This is a genomic window from Nocardia spumae (assembly GCF_020733635.1).
GTDB lineage: Bacteria > Actinomycetota > Actinomycetes > Mycobacteriales > Mycobacteriaceae > Nocardia > Nocardia spumae.
In genome coordinates, this window is sequence record NZ_JAJFZL010000001.1 from 2153761 (window position 1) to 2171677 (window position 17917).

At 68.3% G+C, this 17917-nt stretch carries 15 protein-coding genes; 6 read left to right on the forward strand and 9 right to left on the reverse strand.

Translation table 11 applies throughout. The features are described 5' to 3' along the window. Positions 1-461: 461 nt before the first annotated feature. Positions 462-1412 (forward strand): Hsp70 family protein, encoded by a 951-nt coding sequence (locus LKD76_RS32135; protein WP_227980611.1) that lies wholly within the window; start codon positions 462-464, stop codon positions 1410-1412. Between the two features lie 137 nt (positions 1413-1549). On the opposite strand, the gene LKD76_RS09215 is transcribed toward LKD76_RS32135, so the two are convergent. Continuing rightward, positions 1550-2812: an MFS transporter gene (locus LKD76_RS09215; protein ID WP_227980612.1), complete on the reverse strand. Its 1263-nt coding sequence runs from the start codon at positions 2810-2812 to the stop codon at positions 1550-1552. Beyond that, positions 2809-3471 (reverse strand): GntR family transcriptional regulator, encoded by a 663-nt coding sequence (locus tag LKD76_RS09220; RefSeq protein ID WP_227980613.1) that lies wholly within the window; start codon positions 3469-3471, stop codon positions 2809-2811. Before LKD76_RS09220 ends, LKD76_RS09215 begins: the two co-directional genes overlap by 4 nt. A 283-nt stretch (positions 3472-3754) precedes the next feature. Here LKD76_RS09220 and LKD76_RS09225 point away from each other — a divergent pair, with 283 nt between their 5' ends. The 3 genes from LKD76_RS09225 (at position 3755) to LKD76_RS31805 (ending at position 9072) form a co-directional block, all read left to right on the forward strand. Next, complete coding sequence (locus LKD76_RS09225) at positions 3755-4762, forward strand: AurF N-oxygenase family protein (RefSeq protein ID WP_227985170.1); 1008 nt, start codon at positions 3755-3757, stop codon at positions 4760-4762. A 14-nt stretch (positions 4763-4776) separates the two neighbouring features. After that, positions 4777-6357 (forward strand): FAD-dependent oxidoreductase, encoded by a 1581-nt coding sequence (locus LKD76_RS09230; RefSeq protein ID WP_227980614.1) that lies wholly within the window; start codon positions 4777-4779, stop codon positions 6355-6357. A gap of 444 nt (positions 6358-6801) precedes the next feature. Further along, positions 6802-9072 (forward strand): Hsp70 family protein, encoded by a 2271-nt coding sequence (locus LKD76_RS31805; RefSeq protein ID WP_255659828.1) that lies wholly within the window; start codon positions 6802-6804, stop codon positions 9070-9072. Positions 9073-9087: 15 nt separating this feature from the next. Here LKD76_RS31805 and LKD76_RS09240 read toward each other — a convergent pair whose 3' ends face one another. Next, entirely contained in the window at positions 9088-9483 is a 396-nt protein-coding gene (locus LKD76_RS09240; protein WP_227980615.1) for a VOC family protein, read from the reverse strand. Between the two features lie 91 nt (positions 9484-9574). Between LKD76_RS09240 and LKD76_RS09245 the strand changes: the two genes are divergently transcribed. Next, entirely contained in the window at positions 9575-10507 is a 933-nt protein-coding gene (locus LKD76_RS09245) for a helix-turn-helix transcriptional regulator (protein ID WP_227980616.1), read from the forward strand. Positions 10508-10515: 8 nt separating this feature from the next. Here LKD76_RS09245 and LKD76_RS09250 read toward each other — a convergent pair whose 3' ends face one another. After that, entirely contained in the window at positions 10516-11277 is a 762-nt protein-coding gene (locus tag LKD76_RS09250; RefSeq protein WP_227980617.1) for an SDR family NAD(P)-dependent oxidoreductase, read from the reverse strand. Positions 11278-11461: 184 nt separating this feature from the next. Between LKD76_RS09250 and LKD76_RS09255 the strand changes: the two genes are divergently transcribed. After that, the gene (locus LKD76_RS09255) at positions 11462-12250 is read left to right on the forward strand and encodes an HAD family hydrolase (RefSeq protein ID WP_227980618.1); all 789 of its coding nucleotides are present in this window, start codon (positions 11462-11464) and stop codon (positions 12248-12250) included. 18 nt (positions 12251-12268) lie between these two features. On the opposite strand, the gene LKD76_RS09260 is transcribed toward LKD76_RS09255, so the two are convergent. The 5 genes from LKD76_RS09260 to LKD76_RS09280 are packed head-to-tail and all read right to left on the reverse strand — an operon-like array spanning position 12269 to position 17913. Next, positions 12269-13129: a sirohydrochlorin chelatase gene (locus LKD76_RS09260; RefSeq protein ID WP_227980619.1), complete on the reverse strand. Its 861-nt coding sequence runs from the start codon at positions 13127-13129 to the stop codon at positions 12269-12271. A 1-nt stretch (position 13130) separates the two neighbouring features. Then, on the reverse strand, positions 13131-14456 hold the full coding sequence (locus LKD76_RS09265) for a sulfate adenylyltransferase subunit 1 (RefSeq protein WP_227980620.1): 1326 nt from the start codon (positions 14454-14456) through the stop codon (positions 13131-13133). Next, entirely contained in the window at positions 14456-15397 is a 942-nt protein-coding gene (gene cysD, locus LKD76_RS09270; RefSeq protein WP_227980621.1) for a sulfate adenylyltransferase subunit CysD, read from the reverse strand. The genes LKD76_RS09265 and cysD overlap by 1 nt, the downstream gene beginning before the upstream one ends. After that, the gene (locus tag LKD76_RS09275; RefSeq protein WP_227980622.1) at positions 15394-16119 is read right to left on the reverse strand and encodes a phosphoadenylyl-sulfate reductase; all 726 of its coding nucleotides are present in this window, start codon (positions 16117-16119) and stop codon (positions 15394-15396) included. Before LKD76_RS09275 ends, cysD begins: the two co-directional genes overlap by 4 nt. Positions 16120-16134: 15 nt before the next feature. After that, a complete protein-coding gene (locus tag LKD76_RS09280; RefSeq protein ID WP_227980623.1) occupies positions 16135-17913 on the reverse strand; it encodes a nitrite/sulfite reductase in 1779 nt (592 codons plus the stop codon). Between the last annotated feature and the right edge of the window lie 4 nt (positions 17914-17917).

Below are 17917 nucleotides of genomic sequence, written 5' to 3' on the forward strand. Positions count from 1 at the left end.
CGTATTGCCTGATTTGTTACCGCAGGTGAGCGGTAAATCTGCGATATCCGTGGGATCGGCGAATGGTGCGGCGGTTGGGCGGACAACCAGTTGTCCGGTGCTTGGCAAGTTCTCAGCACAATGGTTGCCTGATTCCCGGGTCGGGTCAGGCAGCGAAAACGGACGCTCGTCGATCGAGGGGAATTGTGATGACGGTTGGGCTCGGAGTGAGTATCGGCACGGTCAACACGGTGTGCGCCATCGATACTCCTGAGAGCGGTAGGACCACGCGCGGACGCAAGCGCAACGCGTCCGGCGAATCCGGTGGTCGCGCGGCGTCCGCCGGCCGGGGCGCACGGGCCTCGAGACCGAGGCAGTCCCTGTCTCAGCACCAGACCGCGCCGGGAACCTGGCGCACCACACTCACTTTCGACAGCACCGGCAGCGCGCGGGTCGGGCGGATCCCGAAACACGGTCGCGCGGTGACCGACTTCGCCGATCTGACCGCGCGCGGCCGGACCGCGCGAGTGCGCCATCGCTCGCTCTCGTCGGCGGATCTGGTGGCGACGGTGGCGCGTACCGTGGTGGCGGACGTCTCCGCGCACATGGTCGCGACCGACGACACCTTTGCGGAAACCGCTGTGGCGGTGACACATCCGGTGAGCTACTCCCGCGACCGGGTGCTGGATCTACGTGAGGCGCTGGACGAGATGGGCTTGGCGCACGCGGCGCTGGTCGCCGAACCGGTCGCGGCCGCGGCGTGGTTGTCGGTGGCACACGGTCCGCTGATGCCGGGACTGGCGCTGGTCTACGACCTGGGTGGTTCCGGACTCACGGTCACGCTGGTCCGGATCGGCGCGGGCGCACCGTCCCGCCCGGTGATCGGGGAACCCTTGCGCTCCAGCTCCTTCGGCGGCCGTGCCTTCGGCGCGAAGATGGCCACCCAGGACAATTGGCGCGGCGGTGAAACCTCGGCCGAGTCCGATGCGGTGATCACCGCGCTGCGCACCGCGCATGTGCGCGAATCCCTCGATGTGGTCTACGAATGCCTGGGCCGGGCCCATGTCACGATGGCCGATGTCGACTGTGTTCTGGTCGTCGGAGGGGCGGCGCGCCCGCCCGAGGTGGCCTCGGTGCTGTCCTCGGCGCTCGCCCGGCCGGTGATCGTGGCGCCGGATCCGGAGCGCACGATCGCCGAGGGGGCGGCCATTCTCGCTCGCAACGCGGCCGAAGCGGCACGGGAGAGCGAACACTGCGCCGACTCGGTGGAGCAGTCGGCACCGCCGCGGATGTTGCGGCGCCGGCTGTCCCGGGTCGCGGTCACCGCCGCGGTGGCGGCCGGCGGCGCGCTGTTCGCGGCTACCGCGGTGGTCGGTGACGAGGCGAGTGGCGCGCATTCGATGGGCGCGGGGCTCGTGCACGTCCAGCGTTGATTTCGCCGGCACCTCCCGGGCACGGATCCCGGCCCGCCCGGGTGTGCGGGTGCCGATGCGAGCGCTCCCGCCGGTGATGTCACCGGCGGGAGCGCTCGCATGTCGGGGTGTGCCGTGTGGACGGCACTCCGGCGCATCTAGTCCGCCGCCCCCGCGGAGGTGGATTCGAAGTCCTGGTCGCGATAGTTGCCGAGCACCACCGCGAGACATCCCACCGCGATGATCGCACCGGCGGTGAACATCAGTGGATATCCGAGATGCAGCGCGTTGTGTAGCAACGACAGCAGCGCGGGTGAGCCGAAGCCGAGATAGCTGACCGAATAGAACACGGCGGTGAGCCCGGCGAGATCGTCGGGCCGCGCGATCCGCTCGATCTCCTGCAGGCCGGCCACCATCCCGATACCGAATCCGAATCCGAGCACCGCCGCGGTCACGATGACCGCCCACAGCGCCAGCGTGGCCGCCGCGTACACCGCCGCCGCCATCCCGGCCGTGGTGAGCGTCAGCGACAACGCCGCGATCCGCGCGGTGCCCGGCAGATCGATGCGCCGCGCCACCGACTGGATGACGAATCCGCATCCGAGAGTGATGACCGTGACCAGGGCGGAGAACGCGATCGGAGTACCGGCGATCTGATCGGCGGCCAGTGTCGGCAGGATCGCGTAGGCCGTGGCGGCGGAGGTGAACAACCACAGTGCCAGCGGCAGTGCGACATTCCGGAACCGCCGATGCCCGGCCGCCGGAATCCGCAGGTCCGCACGCAACGGCTTCCGGACCGGTTGCGGCGCCACGGTTTCCGGCGCGCGCACCACCCACGCCGCCGCCATCAGGCACAGCGCGACATTGATCAGGTAGGCGAGGGTCGCGGGCCACGGAGCCCACTGCGCCAGCACCCCCGCGACTCCGGCGCCGATGGCGAAGCCTCCGGTCAGGCTCATCGCCGAGCGGCGGGCCCCGGTTCCGAGTGCCGACTCGGGGCCGAACGGTGGCTGCGACAACTCCTTGATCCAGCTGCTGCCCACCGCCATCGCCAGGCCCAAGCCGATGCCGCACAGCACCCGGCCGATCGACAGCATCGGCACCGCACCGGAACCGAAGGCCAGCAGGGTCGAGCCGACAGCGGTGATCAGCGGTGCGGGCCGCATCAGCCGGCGCCGGCCGTAGCGGTCCGACAGCGGCCCGCCGATGAGCAGGGCGGGCACGATACCCAGCACGTACTCGAACAACAGCAGATCGACCGTGGTCACCGGCAGTCCGTCGTTCTTGTACATCACCAGCAGCGGTGTGAATTCGTTTCCGCCCCAGGCGATCGCGAAGACCGCCGCGGCCACGCCCCACCAGACCCGGGGATCGGCGCCGACGGTGCCGGGTCGGATGTCGACGGCGGCGGGCGCGCTCATCGGAGTCCTTTCAGTTCCAGCTGGTGCACGCCGGACAGATGGTCGGCGAGCGCGGTATCGAAGGTCGCGGTGTCGCCGGCGGCGATCAGTTCCGCGAGGTGTGCGTGCTGGTCGACGATGCGGGCGACATTCATCGGAGCGCGATGCAACGCGACGCTGTTCATGCGCCGCTGCCGCTCGCGCAGCGAATCGTAGAAGCCGGTGAGTAGCGGATTGCCGGCCGCGACGACATAGCCGCGATGGAAGTCGGTGTCCTCGGTGGCGAACCGGGCCAGCACTCGCGGGTCGGAATCGGTGAACTGCGCGATCAGTTCGTGCTGGCGGGTCAGGGAGGCGCGCAGGGTTTCGACCAACCCGGTACGGTCGCTGCCGCTGACCGCGCGGACCGCCGCCGTCTCCACGACGTATCGCGCATGTGCCACATGTTCGGCTTCGTGCGAGGGGATGGGTACCACCAGCGCACCGCGCTTGGGATACAGCCGCATCCAGCCCTCGGTCTCCAACCGGAGGAAAGCCTCCCGGACCGGGGTGCGCGACGTGCCCAGATCGGTGGCGATCTCTCCTTCGCTGATCAGCTCGCCGCCGGGCAGCGTCCCGGTCAGGATGCGTTCCTTGATCTCGCGATAGGCGCGCTCGGCCGATGAATACGTCTTAGACACAAGTTGTAGCCTAGCCCGGACATGGGATGAATTGCCATGTGGGTGCCGCCACGTTCGCGCTGCGGCGGGGGTGCCGCGCGTGGGCGGTTCGTCCGCTGTGACGCCCGGCACAGTACGTGTCGGTAATGCCTTTTTCGTTCCCGGTGAACTGCGGTTTCGATGGTTCGCCGCGATGGTTGCGCGATCGTGTCCCGTGCGCCCGGTGGTGTGTGTTGACCTCCGTCCTCATAGGTGTAACTATGGGAAACAGTTACCCATGCGAGATGGAGAGGCTGTGACGACGATGTCCGTTGCCGCGACGCCCGAAGTAGACCCTGTGGTCGCCGAGGCCATGGAATATGCCCAGAAGCTGCTTCTGCTGTCCGAGGGCTCGGTCAACAAGCATTTCGATCCCTTCACCGATATCGACTGGGACAATCCCGACTTCGCCCCGGATGCCGGCGAGGAACGCTGGATCCTGCCCGAATCGGCGGACCCCCTCGGCCGTCACCCCTGGTACAAGGCGCTGCCGAAGGACGAGCAGATCCGAATCGGCAAGTACCGCCAGGCCAATGTCGCCAAGGTCGGCCTGCAGTTCGAGTCCATCCTGATCAGCGGCATGGTGACGCACAACTTCGGCCTGCCTAACGGCTCGCCCGAGTTCCGCTACTGCTCCCACGAGATGATCGAGGAGCACAACCACACCCTGATGTTCCAGGAGATGGTCAACCGGATCGGCATCGATGTGCCGGGTATGGGCCCGCTGGTGCGCAAGTTCAAGTACGCCGCCGCACCGGTCGCCTCCTGGTTCCCGAATCTGTTCTTCATGGCCGTGCTGGCCGGTGAGGAGCCGATCGACCACATTCAGAAGCAGATCCTGCGCTCCGGTGAGGACGTGCACCCGATCATGCGCGGCGTGATGGCGATCCACGTGGCCGAGGAAGCTCGCCACATCTCCTTCGCGCACGAGTACCTCAAGAAGCATGTGCCCGAGGTGAACGCGGGCGCCAAGTTCGTGCTCTCGCTGGCGATGCCATTGGTGATGTGGATCCTCGGCCGGTCGATCGCGACTCCGCCGAAGACCTTCTTCGAGGAGTTCGACATCCCCGATTCGGTGCGCAAGGAACTGTTCTACGGCTCCACGGAGGCGCGCAAGACCTTCGCCGACTACTTCGTCGACGTGCGCGCGCTCGCCAAGGACCTGGGCCTGATGAACCCGATCTCGAAGAACGTCTGGAAGCTGCTGCGCATCGACGGTCCCTCCAGCCGGTACCGCTCGGAGCCGTTGCGCATCAAGACCGAAGCCGCCTGAAGGGTAGCCATACAGTGCCGTATGTAGTCACCCAGTCGTGCTGCAGCGACGCCTCCTGCGTCTACGCGTGCCCGGTCAACTGCATCCATCCGACGCCCGACGAACCGGATTTCCTGACCGCGGAGATGCTGTACGTGGATCCGGCGGCATGCGTGGACTGTGGCGCCTGCGCCACCGCCTGCCCGGTGGACGCCATCACCTCCTCGAAGAAACTCACCGAGGAGCAGAAGCCGTTCATCGAGATCAACGCCGATTTCTATCGGCACGCCCGGCCGCGGGACCTGCTGGCCAAGCCGGTCCCCGCCGCCGAGGTCGAGGCCGGCCGGGGGCCGCTGCGCGTCGCGATCGTGGGCTCGGGGCCGTCGGCGATGTACGCCGCCGACGAACTGCTGACCCAGCCCGGGGTGACGGTGACGGTCTTCGACCGGTTGCCCGTGCCCTACGGGCTGGCCCGGCACGGTGTGGCGCCCGATCACACCCGCACCCGGCAGGTCGGCCGGCTGTTCGATGTGATCTCCGCGCAGCCGGGATTCGGTTCGTACCTGAATCTGGCCGTGGGCGAGGATATTTCGCACGCCGAACTGCTCGACCACTTCCACGCCGCGATCTACGCGGTCGGCGCCTCGTCCGACCGCAAGCTCGGCATCCCCGGCGAGGGTCTGCCCGGCAGCCTGTCCGCGACGGAGTTCGTGGCCTGGTACAACGGGCATCCCGATTTCGCGCAGCGCGCCTTCGACCTGTCGCAGCGGCGCGCGGTGATCGTCGGCAACGGCAATGTCGCCCTCGATGTGGCCCGGATCCTCACCATGGATCCCGAGCTGCTCGACAGCACCGAGATCTCGCCGGTGGCGCTGGACGCCCTGCGGCACAGCAAGATCGAGGAAGTCGTGATCGTCGGCCGGCGCGGCCCGGCCGAATCGGCGTTCACCGTGCCGGAATTCGTTGGTCTGCTCGGTTCCGATATCGATATCGTCGTCGAAGGTGATGTGCCGGAACCGACTCCGGAGATGTCGCAGAAGGTCGCGCAGAAACTGAAGCTGCTGCGCGAGGTGGCCGACCGTCCGGTGGGTGCGCGCCGGCGGATCGTCTTCCGCTATCTGTCCTCGCCGGTCGCGCTGACCGGTGCGGACAAGGTGGCCGGAATCGAGCTCGTGCGTAACGAACTCGTCGCCGATGAGAACGGCCTCACCAGGGCCGTCGCCACCGAGGACACCGAAACCCTCGACACCGCTCTGGTTCTCGCCTCGGTCGGATACCGCGGGGTGGCCGTGCCCGGTGTGCCGTTCGACGAGCGGGCGGGCGTCATCCCCAACGCCGATGGGCGGGTACTGGAGGCCGCGGCCGGGGCGGTGGTGCCCGGAACCTATGTGACCGGCTGGATCAAGCGTGGTCCCACCGGTTTCATCGGGACCAACAAATCCTGTGCGCAACAGACGGTGCGACAGCTGGTCGACGATTTCAACGCCGGTCGCCTGGCGCGTCCGGTGAACGGCGTCGCCGATTTCGATCGCCTGGTGCAGCGCCGCCGTCCCGATGCGGTGCGCGGTGGTGCGACCACCCAGTCCTGGTGGAAGCGCAAGCTCGCCCGAGTCTGACCGGACCGTGTGACAGCCGCCCCGATTCCGTGTGGATCGGGGCGGCTGTCGTCTGGCGGCGCCTGGGCCGCCGATCGTCGGGCAACTGCCCAGTCATTCGGAATGTCGTGCGGTAAATCGGTGTCAGGAATGCCGAGGGCGCGATCGAAAAGAACAACGGTCGGTTTTCATCGAGAATTACTGTTAGGTAGCCAGTTTCGCCAGCTATTTCCCTGTTGTAGATGAATTCAATCCCCTGATCTTGAATTGAATGCTGGTCTATCAGCTGTTTTGATCGATTGACCGGTGCGTACGAAAGCTTTTCCACCCATTCGCTTTCCGTGATCGAGACCGACCAGCTAACCTGTGGGCGCTATTTGGTAAACGACCGCGACCGCAAGGGTTAACCGCCTGGGGCCGTGGTCTCGGTGCGTTGACGGGATGGCAATGAGGGTTGGCTTCGGCATGAGCATCGGCACAGTGAATTCCGTATGGGCGGCTACCGCCGCCGACGGGGACCGGCCGGCGGTGCGGATGCGTCGTACCTCGCTGAGCTTCGATCGCGCCGGTGCGGCGCGGGTCGGCGGGATTCCCCGATTCGCCCCGGTGGTAACGGATTTCGCCGATCTCACCCAGACGCGGGAGCCGGTATCGCTGGGCGGGCGGGTGTGGTCGTCGGCCGACCTGGTCGCCGCGGTGGCCGTCGGCCTGATCGGATCCAGTGATCCGGAATCCGGACCGGTCCTCACCTATCCGGCCTGCTATTCCGAGCGGCAGATCGCGGCGCTGCAGTACGCGCTGCACCGGTCCGGCGCCTTCGATGTGGTCCTGATGCCGGAGCCGGTGGCCGCCCTCGAATGGCTCGACGCCGAATACGGTGTCTCCGAATCGGGCTCGACGCTGGTCTACGATCTGGGCGCCAACAGTGTGGACGTCGCGGTGGTCCGGACCGAGACCGAGTGGAGCCAGCGCGGGGTACTCGGCTCGGCGATCCGCTCCAACTCCTACGGCGGCCGGCCGCTGGGCGCGTTGCTGGCACGCTATGCGCGAGCGCTGGCCCCCGATGTGCCCGCGCCGGTGTCGACGGTGGTTCCGGCCGAGGACACCAAGCGACTGCGCGCCTGGCATATTCGCAATTCCCTTCGTGTCGTGCGTGATTGCCTGCGGCGCGCGCGGGTGCGGATCGACGATATCGACCGGGTGCTGCTGGTCGGCGGTGCCGCCCGTCCGGTCGAGGTCGCGGAGGTGCTGGCCGAACTCGGATTGCCGGTGATCGTCTCACCGGATCCGGCGCACACCGTCGCCACCGGCGCCGCGGTCGCCTCGGCTCGATTCGCGCGGAGCACCGGCAATGTCGGTCGCTACGCCCGCGGTGCGGCGGTGGTGTCCTCCGCCGCGGTGGTCTCCGCGCTGGCCATGTCGGCGGCGACCATGATCGGTGGCGGCCCGCTCGGAACCGACGGTCCGATCATGGAATTCGGCCCCGCGCTCGCCGGGCCCGCGGACTCGTTACGCGAACGACTCGAGTCGCCGCAGGTGCCCGGATTCGGCGCCGGATTCGCGGCACTGGCCGCCCGCGCCGACAACCCGATGGGGCCGTCGATGTCGGCGCTACGGGCATATGCCGGTGCGGCGCACAGTCTTTCGAAGGTGATGGCCGGCGATCCCGGCAACGTCCTGCGGGACTACGGCGCCGCGACTCCGTGTGAGCCACCCCGGGCCACGACCTATGCCGATCCGGCACGGTTCTCCAATCCGATGCCCTTCGCGACATCGGGTGCCGCCGCCGCGCTCGCGGCCGGAACCGCGGCCCGCACCCTGCCCGGCACGATCTGGCCCAGCAACCCCGGATCCGGGGATCAGGGGTCGTCGCATCCGCCCGGCGGGAACAGCGGCGACACCCCGAATTCCGGCACGCCGAGTCCTGTGCCCGGCAGCGCGCCGGCCCCGGACCCCGCCCCGATCGACGCCCCGGTGCCCGGCGGGACCACCGCCGAGGCCGACGCCGGTGGATCGCCCGCCCCGCAACGGGGGGAGACCACCGCGCCGGGCGGCACCGCCTCCACCGGTGACAACGCCGGATCCGGGCACTCGGCGGGAACTCCCGGCGACACCGACGGCGGTGCCGACGCGCACTCGGGCGCCTCGAATGCCGGGTCGGATCCGGGCGGCCCGTCGGACTCCGGCGGTCACGACTCATCCAGTTCGGCCGGGTCAGGGACCTCGGCATCGACCGGCGACGACTCCGGCGCCGAGAGCGCCGGCGCCACGCAGTCCGGCGAGTCCACGAACCAGAGCGGCGGAGCCCACGCCGGTACCAGCGCGCATTCCGGCGACCCCGCCGATTCCGGTGGTGCCACGAACCAGGGCGGCGCTACCGGCACCGCACCCTCGGCCGATACCGGTGGCGCCCATTCATCCACGGGCACAACCTCTCCCGATTCCGCCACGGGACCGGGCGGGGCCAATCCCGGCGCGGCGACAGGCGGCGGCCGGGTGCAGCAGCCGAGCCCCGGATTCGGCGGCACCCGGCCCGGAGGCGGCAACAGCGCACCCGCGGTTCCGCGTCCGGGTGGTATCGCACCCGGCGGCGCCGGCCGGCCGGGTGGACTCGGCACCGGGACCGTTCCGGGCGGCGGATTCCACGGCGGTGTACCGGCGCCGTCGCCGGGGCTCGGTGGGGGGTTCCACGGTGGCGGTTTCGGTGGCGGCTTCGGCGGTTTCGGCCACCATTGAGTCGGGTCGCGTCACCTACGCCGGGCGGTTCGCCAGCACGTCGAGGTAGTGCCGATTCGACATGACGCCGACGATATTGCCGAACGGATCGACCGCCGACGCGGTCACGAAACCCTCGCCGCGTTCGGTGACGGGTTGATACTCGGTGGCGCCGTGTGCGAGCAGTCGCGCGAGCGATTCCCGCACGTCGTCGACATGCCAGTACAGCAGCGCACCGCCGGGCGACGCCGGACCGCCGGGGGCGTACCGGCGATCGATGATTCCGAGTTCGTGCTGATAGTCGCCGATCCGGAACTCGATATAGCCGGGCACCTCGAAATATGGCTCGGTCTCCAGTATTTCGCTGTACCAGCGCGCCGCCGCGGTCAGGTCGTCGGCGTAATAGGACACGGTGGTCATTCCTCGCAGCATCGCTGTCTCCTCGATCCGGGTTGGGCTTCGACAACGATTCTGCGAGGTAAAGTGCTCACCGAATGAGTACTTTCAGCGAGAGAATTTCTCCATGCGAGCCGATCGTCTGATTGCCACCCTGCTGCTGATGCAGACCCGGGGCCGGGTGACCGCCGCGCAGATCGCCACGGAACTCGAGGTGTCCGTGGCGACCGCGCGGCGCGACCTCGAGGCCCTGTCCTCGGCCGGTGTCCCGGTATACCCCCAGCCCGGCCGGGGTGGCGGCTGGGCGCTGGTCGGCGGCGCGCGGACCGATCTGAGCGGGATGACCGCCGACGAGGCGCAGGCGCTGTTCCTGCTGCTCGGTCCCGCTGCCTCGGGTTCCCCGGCGACCCGCTCGGCACTTCGTAAACTGTTGCGCGCGTTGCCGGAAACCTTCCGGGTAGAAGCGCTGGCGGCATCGACCGCGACGCTGGTCGATCCGGCGGGGTGGGGTCGGCGCCGTCGATCCGAGCCGGCGCCGGTCCGGCTGTTGCGGCAGGCCGTCACCAGGCGGCGTCCCGTTCGATTCCGCTACGGCGCGGCGGGCGGCGGCCGGGTCGTCGAGCCGTGGGGTGTGGTCGACAAGGACGCGGTCTGGTACCTGATCGCCGGCACCGATCGCGGTCGGCGCACCTTTCGTATCGACCGGATGAGCGAGGTGACCATCGAGGAGGGTACCGTCGTCGTCCCGGAGGACTTCGACCTCGCGCGGGTGTGGGCGGAGACAGTCGAACAGCTGGAACACCGCCGATCCGAGGTGTCGGCGACCGTGCACGCCGACGCGGAGATCGTCCCGGTCCTGCGCGATCGGCTCGGCCGTCACTGTGCCGAGGACGGGCCGGTCGACGGCGGGCGGATTCGGGTCCGAGTCACAGCGCATACGCCCCGCGCCGTCGCCGAACAGCTCGCCGGTTTCGGCAATCGCCTCGAAGTCGTTGCCCCCGAGACGATTCGACGCGAGCTGGCGGCGCTGGCGGCCGAGCTGACCGAGATCTATCGCTGACGGGGGAGCTACCGGGCGGTGAAGCCGCCGTCGACCGCGACTGCCGCGCCCGTGACGAAACTCGCCTCCGGCGACAGCAGGAAGGCGCACAGTGAGGCGATTTCGTCGGCCTGTGCGATGCGACCGAGTGGATGCAGTGCGGCGACGGCGGCCGCGCCCTCCGGTGTCGCGCCCATCGAAGAGCGGAAGGCGGGAGTGTCCACCGCGCCCGAGACCAGTGCGTTCACTCGAACCCCCTGGTCGGCGGTTTCCAGCGCGACCGCGCGGGTCAAGCCGACGACACCGTGCTTGGCGGCGACGTACGGCGCGACCGAGGCCATCCCCACCACGCCGAGATTGGACGCGTTGTTGAGCACCGCGCCACCGCCGGAGGCGATCAGCGCCGGAATCTGGTAGCGCAGACCGTAATACACCCCGGTCAGGTTCAGCTCCAGATCCGCTCGCCAGCCGGCTTCGTCGATGTCCTGCACCGCTCCCGCGGCGTTGACGGCGCCGGCGTTGTTGAACGCCGCGTCGAGTCTGCCGAATTCCTCGACCGCGGTGCCGGTCAGCCGGTCCACATCCGCGGCCACCGTGACATCGGTCGGGACGAAGACGGCGCGACCGCCGGCGGCGCGGATGTCGGCGACGATCCGATCGCCCGCCTCCTCGCCCCGCGCGCCCAGCACCACCGCGGCGCCCTCGGCCGCCACCCGCCGTGCGACGGCGGCGCCGACTCCGCTGGTGGCGCCGGTGATCAGGACGACCTTCGACTCGAACCGGGTATCCATTGCTGTCTCCATATCTGTTGGCTGTCACGCGATTTCGTCGCTGTACTCAGTCAAGCCGGGTGGAGTGGGTGAAGCTGGCGGAATCCGGACGTCTAATTGACGTGTCATGCATTCCTCCGGTCGTACCGTCCGGTAACGCCGATCGCGATGTAAGCGCGGACGCATGATCGGTGACAATGACTCGGTGAACAGTCCTCGACTGATTGCTCTGGATGTTGACGGGACGATCCTGCAGGCCGGCGCGCCGATGAGCCCGCGGGTGCGCGCGGCCGTGCGCGCCGCGGTCGACGCGGGCGCGCAGGTGGTGATCACGACCGGTCGCACCCTGCTGGCGACCCGGCTGGTGATGGAGGAGCTGGGACTGAGCGAAGGACAGGCCCTGTGCTCGAACGGTGCTGTGCACGTGGATATTTCGAATTGGGAACCACTGGCGGTGCACACCTTCGATCCGGAACCGGCGGTCGCGCGGCTGCGGTCCCTGCTACCCGACATGGTGCTGTCGGTGGAGAAGGTCGGAGTGGGCACCTGGGCCACCGGCTACTATCCCGGCAGTTTCCGGCTCGGGGAGTTTCGTTTCGTCGACGATGCGGCGCTGAGCCTGGAACCGACCACCCGGCTCAACGGATGGTGGCCGGGCGGGAGTCTCGACGAAATGATCGAAGCCGTGGGCCAACTCGACCTGCCCGGCGCCGGATGGGTACACGGTGAGGACGAGCCGTGGCTGGTCGCCTCCAAAGCGGGGGTATCCAAAGGCTGGGCCCTGGAACAACTTCGGCTCGCACTCGATATCCCGGTCGCGGAAACCCTGGCCATCGGTGACGGCTACAACGATGTCGAAATGCTCACCTGGGCCGGACATTCGGTGGCCATGGGTAATGCGGTGCCCGCGGTACTCGAGATCGCCGACGAGACCACGGCCGATGTCGACGACGACGGCGCCGCGCTGATCCTGGAACGCTGGTTCGGGAACTAGCGCCGCGGGATCGACCGGTCAGGCGGACAGTTCGACCGTGACCTCGTTCGCGGCGCGATAGCGCTCCAGTGCGACCGCGCCCAGCAACGGGTGGCCGCCGATGGTGGGGGCGTGGGTCAGCCGCGGGCCGTCGGCGACCAGCCGGTCGGTGAGCAGGCCCGGCGCCAGGAACCACGGTGCGACGGTCACCCGTTCGGCGCCCCGTCGTCGCAGCTGTGCCACCGCCTGCGGAAGGGACGGTGTCGTGGTGGCGAAGCAGATCGTGGACTGCCAGGAGGTGCCGGCCGCCAGTCGGGCGGCGACCTCGGCGGTAGCTCGGTTGGCCGCCGCCGACGAGGACCCCACGGCCGCGACCGCGACGCCCAGCCCGGTGTCACCGATGTCGGCGCCCGTGCCCAGCACCCGGTCGCGCAGGGCCGCCACCAGCCGGTCGTCCGTGCCGAGGACATCGGCCTGCGTCAGGATGAGCCTCGGGTGCCGGGTGCGCGCCGCGGCGAGGATTCCCGGCAGATCGACTCGTGCGTGAAAGGCGCTGCCCAGCAACAGCGGAACCACCACGGCTTCGGTATGGCCCGCGGCGGCGACGGCATCGATCACCTGATCCACCGAGGGGGTGTTGAGGTCGAGGAAGGCCAGGCGCACATCGAGATCCGGGCGACGGTGCGCGATATCGATGACCACCGCCGACATGGTCGCCGCCGAGCGGGGATCGCGACTGCCGTGCGCGACGGCGATCAGCGCCGGTCCGCGACCGCGGGTCGCGTCCGCGGCGATGCGGCGCACCCGCGCCGGGACGGTCGCGCCGGAGGGCGGGACGTGGCCGGTGAACGGCAGCAGCGGCCGTTCACCACCCACGAGAGCCCTACCGGCCGAGCTCATCTCAGCTACCGACCTCGACGGAGGTCAGCACGTCACCGACCAGGCCGGCGGCCAGGGTGTTACCGCCCGCGGGATCGATCAGCAGGAAGCTGCCGGTGTAGCGGTTGACCCGGTAGTCGTCTGCCGCGATCGGCTCGGCGACCCGGACCGAGATACGGCCGATATCGTTGAGCGACAGCGATTCCGGATTCGGGTCGGCGGCCAGATTCTGCTCGTCGAACCGCTCGATCAATCCACCGACGATGGCCTGGGTGGTGCGGGTGCCGTGCTTGAGCAGCAGGCGCGCGCCGGGACGCAGCGGTTTGTCGCCGAGCCAGCACACGGTGGCGTCGAACGCGTCGATCGGCTCCGGCGCGTCGGCCGCCGCGACGATGGTGTCGCCGCGCGAGATGTCGACCTCGTCGGCGAGCAGCAGCGTGACACTGCGGCCGGGCTGCGCGGCGGGCAGCTCACCGTCGGCGGTATCGATGCGCTCGACCGTCGTGCGAATGCCCGACGGCAGCACCACGACCTCGTCACCCTTGGCGACCACGCCGGCCGCGACCTGTCCCGCGTATCCGCGGTAGTCCGGGTACTCGGCGGTGCGCGGACGGATCACGTACTGCACCGGGAAGCGCAGTCCGACCTGGTGGCGGCCGGTGCTGTCGGCGTCGACCGGCACCGATTCGAGGTGCTCGATCAGCGAGGGCCCGTCGTAGTACGGCGTGTTGTCCGAGCGTGAGGCGATGTTGTCGCCGTGCAGCGCCGAGACCGGAATCTCGACGATGTCCTCGGCCGCCCAGCCGAGTTTGGCGGTCAGCTCATTGAATTCGGTGACGATCCGGGTGAAGACAGCTTCCGCGTCGTCCACCAGATCGATCTTGTTGACCGCGAGCACCAGCTTCGGCACACCCAGCAGGGCCATCACCGCGGCATGGCGGCGGGTCTGCTCGATGACACCCTTGCGCGCGTCGACGAGCAGGATCACCAACTGCGCGGTCGAGGCGCCGGAGACGGTGTTGCGGGTGTACTGCACATGCCCCGGTGTATCGGCGAGCACGAAGGACCGCTGGGGGGTGGCGAAGTAGCGGTAGGCGACATCGATGGTGATGCCCTGCTCCCGCTCCGCGCGCAAACCGTCGACCAGCAGCGACAGATCCGGTGTGGCCAGACCCTTGTCGACCGACGCGCGGGTGACGGCGTCGATCTGGTCGGCCAGTACCGATTTCGTGTCGTAGAGCAGACGTCCGACCAGTGTGGACTTGCCGTCGTCGACACTGCCGGCGGTGGCGAGACGGAGGAGATCGGGCTGTCTCGTCCGCTCGTTCCGCGAGCTCCACTCGCCCATCAGAAGTAACCCTCTCGCTTGCGGTCTTCCATGGCGGCCTCGGAGACGCGGTCGTCACCACGGGTCGCACCACGTTCGGTCAGTCGCGACGCGGCGACCTCGGCCAGGATGTCGTCGTTGGTCGCGGCATCGGAAAGAATTGCGCCGGTGGTGGATCCGTCACCGACGGTGCGGTAGCGGACCGACTTGACGACCAGTTCCTCGCCCTCGCGCGGACCGCCCCACGAACCGGGGGTCATCCACATGCCGTCGCGCTGGTAGACCGAGCGCTCGTGGGCGTAGTAGATGGTGGCCAGTTCGACGTTCTCCCGGGCGATGTAGCGCCAGATGTCGAGCTCGGTCCAGTTGGAGATGGGGAAGACGCGCACATGCTCGCCGGGAGCGTGGCGGCCGTTGTAGAGGTTCCACAGCTCCGGCCGTTGCCGCTTGGGATCCCAGCGTCCGAACGCGTCGCGCAGCGAGAAGATCCGCTCCTTGGCGCGGGAGCGTTCCTCGTCACGACGGCCACCACCGAAGACCGCGTCGAAACGGTTCTCGTTGATGGCGTCCAGCAGCGGAACGGTCTGCAGCGGATTGCGGATGCCGTCCGGGCGCTCCTGCAGGCGGCCGTCGGCGAGATAGTCCTCAACCGAGGCGACATGCAAACGCAGGCCGTACTTCTCGACCACCTTGTCCCGGAAGGCCAGCACCTCGGGCAGGTTGTGCCCGGTGTCCACGTGCAGCAGCCCGAACGGCAGCGGCGCCGGCCAGAAGGCCTTGATGGCCAGATGCAGCAGAACCGTGGAGTCCTTACCACCGGAGAACAGGACCACCGGGCGCTCGAACTCGCCTGCCACCTCACGGAAGATGTGGATGGCTTCGCTCTCGAGGGCGGCGAGGGTATCGAATCCTTCGAGCGAAGCGAGAGCCTTGAATTCTGTTTCTGTCACCGTGGAAGTCATGACGCGTGTAACCCGCATTCGGTCTTGGCGAGGCCGGCCCAGCGGCCGCTTCGCGGATCGGATCCCGGTTCCGGCTTCCGTGTGCACGGAGCGCAACCGATGGACGGATATCCCTCCTCCACCAGGGGATTGACGAGAATGCCGTGCTGGTCGATATAGGCGGCCATCTCGTCGTCGGACCAGGCGGCGATCGGGTTGATCTTCACCAGCCCGAATCCCTCGTCGAAGGAGATCAGGGGGGCGTTGGCCCGGGTGGGGGCCTCCACGCGCCGGATGCCGGTCACCCACGCGTTGTAGGGGGCCAGCGAATTCTTCAACGGCACCACCTTGCGCAAGCGGCAGCATTCACCCGCGTCGCGGGCGAACAGATCCTTGCCGAGCAGCTGATCCTGTTCGGCGACAGTGTGTTCGGGCCGCACGTTCACGATGTTCACGCCGTAGACCGTCTCGACCGCGTCCCGCGTGCCGATGGTCTCGGCGAAGTGGTAGCCGGTGTCCAAGAAGAGGACCGGCAGCGGATCCCCTTGCTCCCGGACCTGCGCGGCCAGCTGTACCAGCACCGCGTCCTGCATATTCGAGGCGACGATGTAGTTGGTACCGAAGGTGTCCTCGGTCCATTGCAGCAGCTCGGTGGCCGAGGCGTCCGGACCCAGCTGCGCCGCGCCGTCTTCGGCGATTTTGCGCAGCTCGGATTCGCTCAGCTTGTCCACAGTGGTTGCCATAACTGATATCTCCCGTTACCGAAGGTCGGCTTCATCCGCGCGGACAGCCCACTGCGCGAACCGCTCGCCCCCGTCGCGGCTCTTCACGAAGTTGCGCACGACGCGCTCGATGTAGTCGCCGAGCTCGTCGCTGGTCACCTTGTGCTGGCGCAGTTTGCGACCGAAGGCGGCGTCGAGGCCGAGGGTGCCGCCCAGATGAACCTGGAAGCCCTCGACCTGATTCCCGTGACCGTCGTCGACGAGCTGGCCCTTGAACCCGATATCGGCGATCTGCGAGCGCCCGCACGAATTGGGGCACCCGTTGATATTGATCGTGACCGGCACATCGAGCTGCGCGTTGATGTCGGCCAGCCGCTGATCGAGTTCGGGAGCCAGTACCTGCGAACGTTTGCGCGTCTCCACGAACGACAGCTTGCAGAATTCGATACCACTGCAGGCCAGCAGATTTCGACGCCACACCGAAGGCCGGGCGTGCAAGCCGAGCGGTTCCAGTTCGGCGATCAACTCGTCGACCTTGTCGTCGGCGACGTCGAGCACGATCAGTTTCTGGTAGGGGGTGAAGCGGATCCGGTCGGAGCCCACACGCTCCACGGCGTCGGCGACCTTGGTCAGAATCGTTCCCGAGACCCGCCCCGCGATGGGAGAGAACCCGACCGCGTTGAGCCCGTTGCGCAACTTCTGCACACCGATGTGGTCGATGGGCCGGGTGGGCTTTTCCGGAGCGGGGCCGTCGATGAGCTTGCGCTGCAGGTACTTCTCTTCGAGGACTTCCCGAAACTTTTCGATACCCCAGTCCTTGATCAGGAACTTCAACCGGGCCTTGGTGCGCAGCCGCCGGTAGCCGTAGTCGCGGAACAGCGAGACGACCGCCTCCCAGACGTCGGGCACCTCCTCGAGCGGGACCCACGCGCCGACCCGCTGGGCCAGCATCGGGTTGGTGGACAGGCCGCCACCGACCCACAGGTCGAAACCGGGCCCGTGCTCGGGATGCTCGACGCCGATGAACGCCACGTCGTTGATCTCGTGCACCACATCCTGCTGGCCGGAGATCGCGGTCTTGAACTTGCGGGGAAGGTTCGAGTACTCCTTCTTCCCGATGTAGCGGCGGGTGATCTCCTCGACGGCCCAGGTGCCGTCGATGATCTCGTTCGGTGACTCACCGGCCAGCGGGGAACCGAGCACCACGCGCGGGCAGTCGCCGCACGCCTCGGTGGTCTGCAGGCCGACCGCCTCGATGCGCCGCCAGATCTCCGGGACGTTCTCGATCTCGATCCAGTGGTACTGCACGTTTTCGCGGTCCGAGAGGTCGGCGGTGTCGCGCGCGAACTCCGTGGAGATCTGTCCCAGTGTGCGCACCTGCTCGACATTCAGCGCGCCGCCGTCGCAGCGGATGCGCATCATGAAGTACTTGGCCTCGAGCAGATCGATGTTCTCGTCACCGGTCCAGGTGCCGTCGTAGCCCTGCTCGCGCTGGGTGTAGAGACCCCACCAGCGGAAGCGGCCGCGCAGATCGCTCTTGTCGATCGAGTCGAATCCGCCCTTGGCGTAGATGTTCTCGATGCGCGCGCGAACGTTGAGCGGGTTGTCGTCCTTCTTGCTCTGCTCGTTCGGGTTCAACGGCTCCCGGTATCCGAGTGCCCACTGGCCCTCGGACTTGCGGCGGACCGGCTTACCGGTGCGTTCCCGGGCGCCGGTGGCCGCCGGGCGGGGCCGGGCGCGGCGTTCACGAGCCAGGCGTTCACGCTCGGCGCGAACGGACTCGGGGGTGGGACCGGCGTCGGTACTCGACGTCATAGGG

Bases quoted from the DNA above. Each gene is read 5' to 3' on its own strand.
- LKD76_RS09275 (WP_227980622.1), bottom strand. From the start codon at position 16,119: ATGGCAACCACTGTGGACAAGCTGAGCGAATCCGAGCTGCGCAAAATC.
- LKD76_RS09265 (WP_227980620.1), bottom strand. From the start codon at position 14,456: ATGGGCGAGTGGAGCTCGCGGAACGAGCGGACGAGACAGCCCGATCTC.
- LKD76_RS09280 (WP_227980623.1), bottom strand. From the start codon at position 17,913: ATGACGTCGAGTACCGACGCCGGTCCCACCCCCGAGTCCGTTCGCGCC.
- cysD (WP_227980621.1), bottom strand. From the start codon at position 15,397: ATGACTTCCACGGTGACAGAAACAGAATTCAAGGCTCTCGCTTCGCTC.
- LKD76_RS09215 (WP_227980612.1), bottom strand. From the start codon at position 2,812: ATGAGCGCGCCCGCCGCCGTCGACATCCGACCCGGCACCGTCGGCGCC.
- LKD76_RS09245 (WP_227980616.1), top strand. From the start codon at position 9,575: ATGCGAGCCGATCGTCTGATTGCCACCCTGCTGCTGATGCAGACCCGG.
- LKD76_RS09250 (WP_227980617.1), bottom strand. From the start codon at position 11,277: ATGGATACCCGGTTCGAGTCGAAGGTCGTCCTGATCACCGGCGCCACC.
- LKD76_RS09240 (WP_227980615.1), bottom strand. From the start codon at position 9,483: ATGCTGCGAGGAATGACCACCGTGTCCTATTACGCCGACGACCTGACC.
- LKD76_RS09260 (WP_227980619.1), bottom strand. From the start codon at position 13,129: ATGAGCTCGGCCGGTAGGGCTCTCGTGGGTGGTGAACGGCCGCTGCTG.
- LKD76_RS31805 (WP_255659828.1), top strand. From the start codon at position 6,802: ATGAGCATCGGCACAGTGAATTCCGTATGGGCGGCTACCGCCGCCGAC.
- LKD76_RS09225 (WP_227985170.1), top strand. From the start codon at position 3,755: ATGTCCGTTGCCGCGACGCCCGAAGTAGACCCTGTGGTCGCCGAGGCC.